This is a genomic window from Myroides sp. JBRI-B21084 (genome assembly GCF_030545015.1).
Classification (GTDB): domain Bacteria; phylum Bacteroidota; class Bacteroidia; order Flavobacteriales; family Flavobacteriaceae; genus Flavobacterium.
This window is the reverse complement of the sequence record NZ_CP120653.1, coordinates 1,305,400-1,318,146: the sequence shown is the minus strand read 5'-3', so window position 1 is coordinate 1,318,146 and position 12,747 is coordinate 1,305,400. Positions and strand designations below refer to the sequence as shown.

Here is a 12,747-nt window from a genome sequence, read left to right as displayed (position 1 = left end):
AAAAACAATGAAAAAGATTTTATTTCCTACCGATTTTTCTGAAACTGCTCACAACGCATTTATTTATGCATTAAAATTAGCAAAAAGTATTAATGCTGAAATTTTTGTTTTAAATACGTACGAAATGCCTGTTATTTCTACTACGTCGGCAGGACAACCAGAGCTAATTCAAAGTGTTTATAATTCTATAGAGTTAAATAACTTTGAGAATTTTAAAAAAGAAGTCCCTAATTTAAGAGCTATTGCTGAAAAAAATGACTGTAATGACCTGCAATTGACTTTTATTTTTGAAGAAGGTATTATGCTTTCGATCCTACAAAAAATTATTACAGACGAACAAATAGATTTCATTGTTATGGGTACCAACGGTAACAATAGTTTAGAAAAAAAACTATTAGGATCGAACACCTTACATGTAATGGAAAATATTGATATTCCTATTTTAAGTGTTCCTAAAAAAGCGCAATTTAAGCGTTTAACAAATGTTGGTTATGCTACAATGCTACGTGAAAGTGATAAAAACGGATTAAAACAACTTATTAAAATTACTAAAAACTTAAATGCCGATTTAAAAGTTTTACATGTGATGCGTAAAGAAAGCGATAGTACAATGGATTTGTTAGACAGCTGGAAAACAGAATTTAATGATGAACATGTTAGTTTTCACACCGTTTTAAACGAAAAAATTGAAGACAGTGTTTTCTTTTTTATAGACGACCAACTTATTGATTTAATGTGTATTGTAAAACGTCATTTAAACTTTTTTGAAAAGCTATTTAGCAGCAGTTTAAGCAAACAGCTTTCTTATCATGCCGATGTTCCTGTTTTAGTTTTAAAAGAAAAGGTACATACTTAAAATCGGTTATTGCGTTTAAGCATTAAAAAAATCACCAAAGGTGCACCTAAAATAGATGTGATTGCATTTATAGGTAATACAAATTGATCACCTGGTAATTGACAAATACTATCGCACAAAACTAACAATAAAGCGCCTATTAAAATATTTGCAATAAATAATTGAAAATGATTGGTAGTTTTATAAATACTGCGCGATATATGTGGAACTGCTAAGCCTAAAAAAGCTATTGGACCTACAAATGCTGTGCAAACTGCAACTAAAACACATGTTATAAAAATGATTAAAAACTTTGTGTTTTTTATATTTAAGCCCATTGTTTTAGCATATTGTTCGCCCAGTAACAAGGTGTTTAACGATTTGTTTAATAAAAAAGCAAGTACAATAAAAAACAGCAAAATTGGTATTACAATTTGTAATTGTTCCCAAGTTATGTTGCCTAAACTACCTAAATTCCAAAAGGTAAATTTTTTAAGTTCGTCTGCAGTTGAAAAATAAGCCAAAATATTTACAAAAGCACTTGTAAAACTGCTAAACATTAAACCTACAATTAGCAAAGTTGCTATTTGTTTAATTTGTTGTGCCAATGCTAAAATAATAAACATAACTGCCATGCTACCAATTAAAGCAAATATTATAATGGCAACCGATCCATTAAAAAAATTTTGAATAGTATAACTAAACATGCTTTTTCCTAAAATACAAACTGCTACACCTAAACTAGCTCCTGAACTTACACCTAAAATATAAGGTTCGGCCATTGGGTTTTGAAAAAGAGTTTGCATCATCATACCAGCTATTGAAAGTGCCATTCCTACAACACATGCAATAATTAATTTAGGCAACCTGTATTCTAAAACAATGTATTCCCAACTGGTTTTACCCTGAAAATTGCCTAATAAAATTTCTAAAATATTAGAAACAGGAATACGTACTGAACCTATAATTAAATTTAAAAGTGCAGCACAAATTAAAAGTCCTAAAAATAAAAAATGATATTTTATGTATTTATTCTGCATTATTTTAACGGTTCAATAAACGATGGTTTATAATTTGGAAACTTTTCAGGATAAAAAATAGCAATTAAATCTTTTAAAACTAAATCGGGCCTATTGGGTGCATCTTCATAAAAAATAATCCCCCCAGTTTCGCCTTTTTTCATTGCGTATGAATAGATTTTTTTATTTTGAAACGCTTTAAATTTAGCATAATGCTTGTTGGCTGCTATCATTTCGGTAAAACTATTAAACTCACCTGGTCCTATCCAATAATCAGCATGTAAGGCTTTATCAATAACTGTTTCAAACGAAAGTGACAAACTACCTGTACCTTTCGTATCGCTAAAAATATACTGTGCACCTGCATCGTTCATAAATTGTGACATCCAGCTTTCACCTTGTGGTGCATACCAAACATCTTGAAAAATAGCGCCGCTTAAAACAGTAGGTTTCTTACTTTGATTTGTAACCATTTTTTTTGCATTTTGATAATTGGTAACAATATTTTCAAAATATTTGTTAGCTTTATTTTGTTGATCGAACAAAACACCAAAAAACTTTACCCATTCTGCTTTTCCAAGCGGTGTAGTTTCAACCCAATCTGCATTATACATCACTGGAATTCCAGCTTTTTCAAATTGATTGAATTTTGAAGTTTCACTATCGATGCTTAACCCAACAATTAACTGTGGGTTTAAATTGATAGTTTTCTCAAAATTTAAATTTTCTTTATCTGATAGTTCAATAATTTCGCCTTTTTTAATTCTTTCCCTTACATTTTTAGATGAAATGTAATTTAAATTAGGAAAGCCAACTAATTTATCGGTATTATTCAAAGCTTCAACCGAAGAAATATGTGTTGTAGATGTAACTACTATTTCTTTAACTGGTACTTTTATAAATGTGTATTTTGAAAGACTATCGGGAATGTTTTTTAAAGATTTTGCACAAATATATGTGAAGCTTTTAGTTGCATTTGGCCAAGGTTTGGTAACTTTTAAAATAGTAAAATTAGGGTAATTGTAAATTTCTAATCCTTTTGCATACTTTAAGCTATTAGGAGCCGAATTTATATTAAAATTGCTTTTTTTACTACAACTTACAAAACAAAATACTATAAAAAGCAGGTATTTTAAAAATTTCATTTTAATGTTTTTAACAAATACAAAGATACTTTAGAAATAGTAATTTTTTAAAATTTTTATATGTTTTAAATAAATAAAAGGCGAACAATGTATTTATTGTTCGCCTTTTGTATTTACGTTAGATTTTTTTTAATTAAAGTACTTTTATTTTTTATCAAAATTAAAAGCGTATCTTAATTTAAATCCTACGGTATAGGTTGAAAGCTTTTTATCGTTATAAAGTCTTTCATTTAACAACGAATTATATTGTAAAGGGTTGTTAATATCACTTGTATAATTAATTAAATTAGTACTAGCCGACGTTGATTCTGGTCTAATATCATTTAATCCTAATTCAAAAAACATTCCCAAATACAAACTATTACACGTACCTAATTGTTGTTTGATACCCGATTCTACCATCCAAGAAAAGTTATTCTTTAGCTTTAAAGAACCTTTGGTTTCAATGCGATTTTGTTCACCAAAACCAGCATACAACGGATTGTGTAATTCTGCATCCCATTGCTCATAATAGCCAGATGTACTTAAGTTATCTATATTAACTTTGTACTTAGCTTTTGTAGGTTGAAAATCATAAATAATGCCTGTGCGCATATACCAACGAACAACACCTTGTGTTTCGTATTGCAAGGTTAATGGAATACGAACGCTATGCATTTTAATATTTTCTTCGTAATAATCAGCCTTGTATCTAAATTCAAAATTATCACCTTCAAAATCTTGCTCATTATAAGCACCTTCAAGGTTAGCCTTAGCAAAAGTAAAATCGGCATTTAAATATGCTAAACCTAAACCAACACTAAAGTTTTTATTTAAGTAATGGTTATAATCTAAACCAACTGAAAAACCTTCAGAATTTTTGGCGAATGGAAATGCATTTTCGGACTGAGGCTTAATAAAATGTGCCCCACCGTTTAATTGCAATTCCTGAGCTTGTACTGTATTTGCAAATAACAAAACAGCAGCGCTTTTAAAAATTAAAGTATTTAAACGTATATTTTTCACTTGATTTAAATTTATTGTTTAACAACTATTTTAACTACTTCTTTAAACTGTTTTTCGTTGTTTTCAACAACCAACATATACATACCTGCTGCAATTGTACTAGGCAATGTAATTGCCGTGTTATTATTTACAATTTGAGTTGTAAATAATAATTTACCATCGGTTGTAAAGATAGAAGCAGTTGTACCTTCGTAAGATTTTGATGGGGTACCAAAATCAATTGTAAATGTGCTGTTTGTTTGTACAGGATTAGGGTATACTTTCATACTTAAATCGTGTACTCTTGTAACAGTTGAAGGACATGTATGAATTTCCTGACCATCGTCTGTTGTAACAGTAACGCTGTATTCAACGTTTTCATCTAACTGATCATTTAAAGTACTACCAACAGAATAAACTTGTTCGGTACCAATTAGAACATCATTTCTATACCATTTGTAAGCTACAAACTTATAACCACCATTTGTTTTTGGATTGTTGTTTACTAATAATGTGTTATCGAATTTTTGAATTACAATATCTTCAAACACAAACGGACGCTCAACAATAACATTATAGATTTCTTGATTAGCACCATTTTGCGAAACAACTTTTACAGTTTCCTTATAAACACCAGGTTTTGGTGTTTGAATAAAAAATTCGCGAGCAGGAGTTACTTGTGAACCAAATTCAGCTTCAATTTCAACCTCAACATTGTTTAGTAAATTTTCACAATCTTGCATTACATAAATTGTTGATTCTGGATTAGTATAAACCTGACCATTTACTACGATTTGTTGAATTGATGCATCTTCACTTTCAATAACCAATTCTCTACTTACAGTTGCTGCTGGTAAAAAGTTTTCGTTACCATCTTGATGCGCTGTAATTAAGATTGATCCTGAATGAACCAAAGTTACCCAACCTTCAGGAGTTACAGTAGCCGCAGGAGTGCTTTGTGCATATGTATAGGTATAACTAACCGGCAATTGCGAACTAGCTGTAGCTGTTAATTGAAAATCTGCTGCATTTTCTAACATCAATACATCTAAGTTGTTGAAAGTTATACTTTGCGATGCTTTTTCAATAATTAAATCGGCAACAATTGTTCTACTTGTACAATTTACTGCTGTAGCTGGTGGTGTAACAACTGCTGTTACTACATAAGTACCTGCATTTATGGCAGCGTTGTTTAAACCTGAATCTGGTGATATAGTATAAGAAACCGAAGCACCCGCAGGTAAATTATTTACTTGTATTTCGTGTGCAGAACCATTATAAACGGTAGTTAAATTATCAAATGTTACCACATCTAAAGGAGAAACCTCTACCACTATTGTTTGTATTTGCGTAGTTGTATTTCCATTCCCATCGTTGAACAACCAAGTAATAGTGTAAGTACCTTGTTGAGTATAATTTAACGGATCGTTAGTTGTTGCTGTTAATGTACCTGCGCAATTATCAGTTGCTGTTGGTGCAATAATATCAGCTGTAACAACAGCACATTCTCTTGTAATTGTTGGTAATACAGTCATGTTTGGAACTGGTGCTGTAACATCATCAACTACTACTGTTTGAGTTTGTGTAGTTGTATTTCCATTTCCATCATTAAACAACCAAGTAATAGTATATGTACCTTGTTGCGTATATGTTAACGCATCTGTAGTTGTTGCTGTTAATGTACCTACACAATTATCAGTTGCTGTTGGCGCAACAATATCGCCCGTTACAACAGCACATTCTTTTGTGATTGTTGGTAATACAGTCATGTTTGGAACTGGTGCTGTAACGTCATCAACCACTACTGTTTGAGTTTGTGTGGTTGTATTTCCATTTCCATCATTATATAACCAAGTAATAGTATAAGTACCTTGTTGCGTATATGTTAACGGATCTGTAGTTGTTGCTGTTAATGTACCTACACAATTATCAGTTGCTGTTGGTGCAACAATATCGCCCGTTACAACAGCACATTCTTTTGTGATTGTTGGTAATACAGTCATGTTTGGAACTGGTGCTGTAACGTCATCAACCACTACAGTTTGAGTTTGTGTAGTTGTATTTCCATTTCCATCATTAAACAACCAAGTAATAGTATAAGTACCTTGTTGCGTATATGTTAACGCATCTGTAGTTGTTGCAGTTAATGTACCTACACAATTATCAGTTGCTGTAGGTGCAACAATATCGCCCGTTACAACTGCACATTCTTTTGTGATTGTTGGTAATACAGTCATGTTTGGAACTGGTGCTGTAACATCATCAACTACTACTGTTTGATTTTGTGTGGTTGTATTTCCATTTCCATCATTATATACCCAAGTAATAGTGTATGTACCTTGTTGGGTATATGTTAACGGATCTGTAGTTGTTGCTGTTAATGTACCTACACAATTATCAGTTGCTGTAGGTGCAACAATATCGCCCGTTACAACAGCACATTCTTTTGTGATTGTAGGTAATACATTCATATTTGTAACTGGTGCTGTAACATCATCAATTACTACTGTTTGAGTTTGAGTTGTTCTATTTCCATTTCCATCATCATATAACCAAGTAATAGTATAGGTACCTTGTTGTGCATAGGTTAATGGATCTATTGTTGTTGCAGTAATAGAACCTGCACAATTATCAGTAGCCGTTGGCGCAACAATATCTCCAGCTACTACTGCACATTCTTTAGTAATTGTTGGTAACACTGGCATATCTAACACAGGAGCAGTGGTATCGACAAAAGATATAACTATAGATGTATTTTGAGAACATCCATTAAAATCTGTTACAATAACTGAATAAGTTCCGGCTGCCAAACCAGTTGCAGTCGCAGTATTTGCGCCATTTGACCAATTATAAGTATAAGGTGAAACACCACCAGTAACATTAACTGTAGCTACACCGTCTGCGGAATTTGCACATGTTGCAGGAACATCTTGACTAGTTTGTAAAATTATTGTAGTTGGTTGTGTAACTGTAACATTTACCGTTTTAGTACAACCATTTCCATCGGTAATAATTACAGAATAATTACCTGCTACTAAACCTGATCTATCTTCGGTAGTAATACCGCCACCCCAATTAAAAGTATAAGGAGCTGTTCCACCAGTTGGAGTTAAATTTATAGCTCCGTTTGTTCCTCCATTACAAGAAACATTTGTTACAACTGTTGAAGCATTAATTGCTGTAGGCTGCATCACTGTTACATTTAACGTTTTAGTACAACCATTTGCGTCGGTAATTGTTACCGAATATGCACCTGCCGCTAATCCTGTTCTATCTTCAGTAGTTATTCCACCTCCCCAATCAAAAGTATAAGGAGCGGTTCCACCAGTAGGAGTTAAATTAATTGCTCCATTAACTCCACCATTACAAGAAACATTTGTAACAACTGTGGTTCCATTCACTAAAGATGTAGGTTGACTTACAGTAGCATTAATAGTTTCCGAACAACCGTTTGCATCGGTAATAATTACAGAATAATTACCAGCGGCTAAACCAGTTCTATCCTCGGTAGTTATTCCACCACCCCAATTAAAAGTATATGGAGCTGTACCACCAGTTGGAGTTAAATTTATAGCTCCGTTTGATCCACCAAAACAAGATACATTCGTTATTGCAGTTGTACCCGAAACAGGTACAGATAAACCTACGGTTGCATTAATTGTTTTTGTACAACTATTTGCATCGGTGATTACAACAGAATAATTACCTGCTGCTAAACCTGTTCTATCTTCAGTTGTAATACCTCCACCCCAATCATAAGAATAAGGTGGGGTTCCACCCATTGGTGTCAGATCAATTGCACCTGTTAATCCACCCGTACATGAAATATTTGTAACTACTGCAGATCCATCTACTCCGTTTGTTGGTTGATTTACAGTTACATTTACAGTTTTTGAACATACATTTGCATCTGTTATTATTACAGAATAAGCACCTGCTGTTAATCCTGTTCTGTCTTCAGTAGTAATACCGCCACCCCAATTAAAAGTATAAGGAGGCGTACCACCTGTTGGAGTTAAATCTATGCTACCGTTTGAACCACCAAAACAAGATACGTTTGTAACCGAAGTTGTTCCATTAATTGCTGATGGTTGTTGTATTGTAAAATTTTTAATAACAGAACAAGTTCCATCTGAAATTGTAACCGAATAATTACCTGCCACTAAACCTGTTGCTGTTGAAGCATTTCCGCCTGAAGGCGACCAACTATATGCATAAGTTCCTGTTCCCCCAATTAAGGAAACGGTTGCGGAACCATTTGAGCCACCATTACACCACACATTCATTTGAGATTGTGTAATTGTTGGAAAATTAGCTACAGTTAAAGTTGCATCAGTTGAGTTAGCAAAACAAGTATTAACTCCGTTTATTGCAACACATCTGTACGTATAGCCACTCATAGCTGTTGATACAGCTGATATGGTTAAATTAGCTGTTGTAGCATTAGAATAAGGCCCACCGTTTGAAATAGTTGTGTAACCAGAACCTGTGTTAACTTGCCATTCGTAAGCTGTTGCACCAGTTGCTGCTGCATTTAAAGTTACAGAACTTCCATCACATGTACTTACATTACTAGGATTTAAACTAAAAACAGGTGGTGTACATGCAATAACTACTGGACCAACTTTAATATTATCTACTTTATAATATAAAATGGCTTGAAATGAAATTTGTACCGAAGTAACTGTTACACCATTTACACCTGCATCAATAGTTTTAGAACTTGATGTATTTGTACCAGCTGTCATAGCTGTCATATCTTGATATGTAAAACTATCTTGACCAGAAGTAGTTAATGTATACCATGGAGGCAAAGTATAAAATTGTGAATAAGAATTCATACTTTGGTGTTGTACCCATATTCCGTAGAATTGAAAGGGCTGACCATCTTGTCTTTTTAAAGTAAAAGTATCTCCACCTGAGCCATCTTTTCTTAAAGCTTTACTATTTGAAACTCCGCCTGTATTAATATTTGTAAAAGAACCATTTCCACCTGATGTTAATACGTAGGGAACGCCGCCGATTGTAATATCGGCCTGAGTATTCCAAAAACCAAAACCAGCGGGTCCACTTGAAATTACAGCAGGAGTATTGAAATCATAAGTTGTTTGCGATTGTAATTGTGTTACAAATAAAAAGGCACTGACAATTAAATAAATTAATTTTTTTCCTTTCATAAAATTTTGAAGTTTAAAACTATTATATTTTTAATAATAGTTATGTTAAATTAATGTTTTTTAAAATAAGATAATAAAAACTCTAATTAACAATTAGACACTTTATAAGTTGAAAAACTTATTTTTAAAATGATACGTAATTACTTTTTCATGCATTTTAATTTTGTTAGTAAATACTAATATTTACATTATGTTAATACTTTTTTTGGTACTCAGTGTTATATTTCAAATAAAATTGTTGTGTTCTTTAATTTTGGTTAAACTTTTATTAAAAAACAGCACTAATTTAGGTATAAAATTCACAAATTATTATTTTTTTTTAATAAAATTTTTGTTTATATTTTAGTTAAACAATTGTAAAAAAAAACAGCCTAAAATACTAATTTAGACTGTTTTAACAAATATTATACCGAAAATTATTTTCTGCTTAAAACCTTTTTAGATTTTTCAATAATTGCATTAGCATTTAAGCCGTATTTTTCCATTAAAGCTTCAGGAGTACCCGATTCACCAAAAACATCGTTTACAGCAACAAACTCCTGTGGTGCTGGTTTGTTTAAAGCTAAAACGCCCGAAATACTTTCCCCTAAACCACCCAAATAATTATGCTCTTCGGCAGTAACAATACAACCTGTTTTAGCAACCGATTTTAAAATAGTTTCTTCGTCTAAAGGTTTAATAGTATGTACATTAATGACTTCTGCAGAAATTCCATCTTTTTCTAAAGCTTCGGCAGCTTGTAAAGCTTCCCAAACTAAATGACCTGTAGCTACAAGTGTAACATCGGTTCCTTCACTAAGTACAACAGCTTTACCAATTTCAAAAGGCATGTCTTCTGGAATAAAATTAGGTACTACGGGTCTACCAAATCGCAAATAAACCGGACCATTAAAATCGGCAATTGCCAAAGTAGCAGCTTTTGTTTGGTTGTAATCACACGTATTAATAACGGTCATACCTGGCAGCATTTTCATTAAGCCTATATCTTCTAAAATTTGATGGGTTGCGCCATCTTCACCCAAGGTTAAACCTGCGTGCGAAGCACAAATTTTTACATTTTTTTCAGAATATGCTACCGATTGACGTATTTGATCGTATACACGGCCTGTTGAAAAGTTTGCAAATGTACCTGTAAAAGGAATTTTTCCTCCAATTGTTAAACCTGCTGCTAAACCAATCATGTTGGCTTCTGCAATACCCACTTGGAAAAAACGCTCTGGATGATTCTTTTTAAAATCGTCCATTTTTAACGATCCAATTAAATCGGCACATAAGGCAACAACATTTTCATTTTTCTTACCTAATTCTGTTAAACCTGCTCCAAAACCAGAACGGGTATCTTTACTACCTAAGTTTATATATTTTTTCATTAATGTATTATCTTTTAAATATTTAAGTAATTCTTACTTACAATTAATAATCACCTAAAGTTGCTGGGTTTTGGTTTAAAGCGTTTTCTAACTGTTCGTTATTAGGTGCTTTACCGTGCCAAGCGTGTGTGTGCATCATAAAATCTACCCCATTACCCATTTCGGTATGTAACAATACCATAATTGGTTTTTTATTCCCCGTTTTTTGCTTAGCCACTTGTAAACCTTGAATTACAGCTTCTAAATCATTTCCTTTTTCAATAGTTAAAACATCCCAACCAAAGGCTTCAAACTTAGCTTGTAAACTACCCATATTTAAAACCTCATCAGTTGAACCATCAATTTGTTTTCCATTCACATCAACCGTTGCAATAATATTATCAACTTTATTAGCGGCAGCATACATTAAAGCTTCCCAGTTTTGACCTTCTTGCAATTCGCCATCGCCCATAAGCACGTACACTAATTTACCGTCGTTATTTAACTTTTTAGCTTGTGCAGCACCTAAAGCTACCGACAAACCTTGACCTAAAGAACCTGATGCCATGCGAACACCTGGTAAATGGCTGTGTGTTGTTGGGTGCCCTTGTAAACGAGAGTCGATTTTTCTAAAAGATGCTAATTCGCTAACTGGAAAATAGCCACTACGTGCTAAAACGCTGTAAAATACTGGAGAAATGTGTCCGTTTGATAAAAAGAAAAGGTCTTCGTTTTTGCCATTCATTTCAAATACTTCGTTACGATCCATAAGTACTTGATACAATGCTACAAAATATTCAGCGCAGCCTAATGATCCACCCGGATGACCCGAATTTACAGCATGCACCATTCGTAAAACATCTCTTCTTACTTGTGTTACCAAGTTTTGTAATTGTTGTGTGTTAGGTTTCATTTATAAACGCATAAAATTTATAGGGTACAAAGATAAGTTTTTTAAAAGATTGCACGCAAAAACTTGCTATTTTTGTTCACTTTAAATTAATTAGGTATACTGCATTTATTTATGAAACTTTTAAAATTGTATTGGCAAAATTACATAAGTGCTTATAAAGGCTTATCACAAGCAACTTGGTTGTTAGCTATGGTTATGTTTATAAACCAAAGTGGGTCTATGGTTTTGCCATTTTTAGGCGTTTATATGGCTACGGTTTTAAACTTTTCACTTCAAAATGCAGGCATTGTATTAAGCATGTTTGGTATTGGTAGTATTGCAGGCTCATTTGTTGGCGGGTGGCTTACTGATAAATTTGGATCGTTTAAAATTCAAACGTTCAGCTTGTTTTTTAGTATTCCATTTTATATAATTGTACCTTATTTTAAAACGTTTGAAACACTTTGTATTGCTATTTTATTTTTAAGTTTTATTAAAGAATTGTTCAGACCTGCTAATAGTGCATCGGTATCGTTTTATGCGAAACCAGAAAATCTTACACGAGCTTTTTCGTTAAACCGAATGGCTTTAAATTTAGGTTACTCTATTGGTCCTGCAATAGGTGGTTTTTTAGCTGCTGTTTCTTACAACTTTTTGTTTTATGCAAACGCTTGTATGTCTTTCGTTGCCGGAATTTTGTTTGTTTTTTATTTTAAAAACCGCAAAGGAAATGCACCTTTTAAAGAATTGAATTCTACAATTCAGGTACCTATTAAAGAAAAATCGGCTTATTCCGATCGTATTTTTTTAATTTTTAGTGTTTTTATAGCAATTTACGCTTTTTGTTTTTTTCAGATTTTAAATACGTTGCCTTTATTTTACAAAAACGTTGCGATGATGACCGAAAAAGAAGTAGGTTTATTAATGGGTTTTAATGGTATTGTTGTTTTTGTTCTTGAAATGGCTTTGGTGCATTTTGCCGAAAAAAAGTTTACCTTAACAACTAATATGATTATTGGGAGCTTATTTTGTGGTGCCGCATTTGTGGTTTTAATACCAACACACGTACAATTTATTTTATATGCATCAATTTTTTTAATTTCAATATCAGAAATTTTAATTATGCCATTTGCTTCAACCGTTGCTGTAAATCGATCTAAACCAACAAACAGAGGTTCTTATATGGGATTAAATGGCATATCTTTTTCTTTGGCTTTTGTTTCATCGCCTTTAATTGGAACGTACATTGCACAAAATTTTGGATTTACTAATTTGTGGATTTTTAATTGTATAATGATTGTTTTTACAAGTGTAGGGTTTTATTTTATAATGAAAAAAATTTAAAT

General features: G+C 32.6%; 8 protein-coding genes. 2 read left to right on the top strand and 6 right to left on the bottom strand.

The window, feature by feature from the left end:
- The first annotated feature begins 7 nt into the window (after positions 1-7).
- Positions 8-856 carry a universal stress protein gene (locus tag P3875_RS06440; protein ID WP_303443128.1) on the top strand — a complete coding sequence of 283 codons (849 nt, stop codon included), beginning with the start codon at positions 8-10 and terminating at the stop codon, positions 854-856.
- Here P3875_RS06440 and P3875_RS06435 read toward each other — a convergent pair.
- The 6 genes from P3875_RS06435 to P3875_RS06410 all read right to left on the bottom strand — a co-directional run bounded on the left by P3875_RS06435 (position 853) and on the right by P3875_RS06410 (position 11,422).
- Positions 853-1,875: a FecCD family ABC transporter permease gene (locus P3875_RS06435; RefSeq protein WP_303443127.1), complete on the bottom strand. Its 1,023-nt coding sequence runs from the start codon at positions 1,873-1,875 to the stop codon at positions 853-855. The two genes, P3875_RS06440 and P3875_RS06435, sit on opposite strands and share 4 nt — an antisense overlap.
- A complete protein-coding gene (locus tag P3875_RS06430) occupies positions 1,875-2,999 on the bottom strand; it encodes an ABC transporter substrate-binding protein (protein ID WP_303443126.1) in 1,125 nt (374 codons plus the stop codon). The genes P3875_RS06435 and P3875_RS06430 overlap by 1 nt, the downstream gene beginning before the upstream one ends.
- A 144-nt stretch (positions 3,000-3,143) precedes the next feature.
- Entirely contained in the window at positions 3,144-4,004 is an 861-nt protein-coding gene (locus tag P3875_RS06425) for an outer membrane beta-barrel protein (protein WP_303443125.1), read from the bottom strand.
- A gap of 11 nt (positions 4,005-4,015) precedes the next feature.
- On the bottom strand, positions 4,016-9,160 hold the full coding sequence (locus P3875_RS06420; RefSeq protein ID WP_303443124.1) for a T9SS type A sorting domain-containing protein: 5,145 nt from the start codon (positions 9,158-9,160) through the stop codon (positions 4,016-4,018).
- A 416-nt stretch (positions 9,161-9,576) separates the two neighbouring features.
- Entirely contained in the window at positions 9,577-10,530 is a 954-nt protein-coding gene (locus P3875_RS06415; RefSeq protein ID WP_303443123.1) for a transketolase family protein, read from the bottom strand.
- Positions 10,531-10,573: 43 nt separating this feature from the next.
- Positions 10,574-11,422, bottom strand: coding sequence for a transketolase (locus tag P3875_RS06410; protein WP_303443121.1), 849 nt, complete (start codon positions 11,420-11,422; stop codon positions 10,574-10,576).
- 111 nt (positions 11,423-11,533) lie between these two features.
- On the opposite strand from P3875_RS06410, the gene P3875_RS06405 reads away from it, so the two are divergent.
- Positions 11,534-12,745, top strand: coding sequence for an MFS transporter (locus tag P3875_RS06405; RefSeq protein WP_303443120.1), 1,212 nt, complete (start codon positions 11,534-11,536; stop codon positions 12,743-12,745).
- The last annotated feature ends 2 nt before the right edge of the window (positions 12,746-12,747 follow it).

What these genes read in the sequence shown, in the direction of transcription:
- P3875_RS06435 (WP_303443127.1), bottom strand. Translation starts at nt 1,875, where the DNA reads ATGCAGAATAAATACATAAAATATCATTTTTTATTTTTAGGACTTTTA.
- P3875_RS06415 (WP_303443123.1), bottom strand. Translation starts at nt 10,530, where the DNA reads ATGAAAAAATATATAAACTTAGGTAGTAAAGATACCCGTTCTGGTTTT.
- P3875_RS06410 (WP_303443121.1), bottom strand. Translation starts at nt 11,422, where the DNA reads ATGAAACCTAACACACAACAATTACAAAACTTGGTAACACAAGTAAGA.
- P3875_RS06405 (WP_303443120.1), top strand. Translation starts at nt 11,534, where the DNA reads ATGAAACTTTTAAAATTGTATTGGCAAAATTACATAAGTGCTTATAAA.
- P3875_RS06440 (WP_303443128.1), top strand. Translation starts at nt 8, where the DNA reads ATGAAAAAGATTTTATTTCCTACCGATTTTTCTGAAACTGCTCACAAC.
- P3875_RS06430 (WP_303443126.1), bottom strand. Translation starts at nt 2,999, where the DNA reads ATGAAATTTTTAAAATACCTGCTTTTTATAGTATTTTGTTTTGTAAGT.
- P3875_RS06420 (WP_303443124.1), bottom strand. Translation starts at nt 9,160, where the DNA reads ATGAAAGGAAAAAAATTAATTTATTTAATTGTCAGTGCCTTTTTATTT.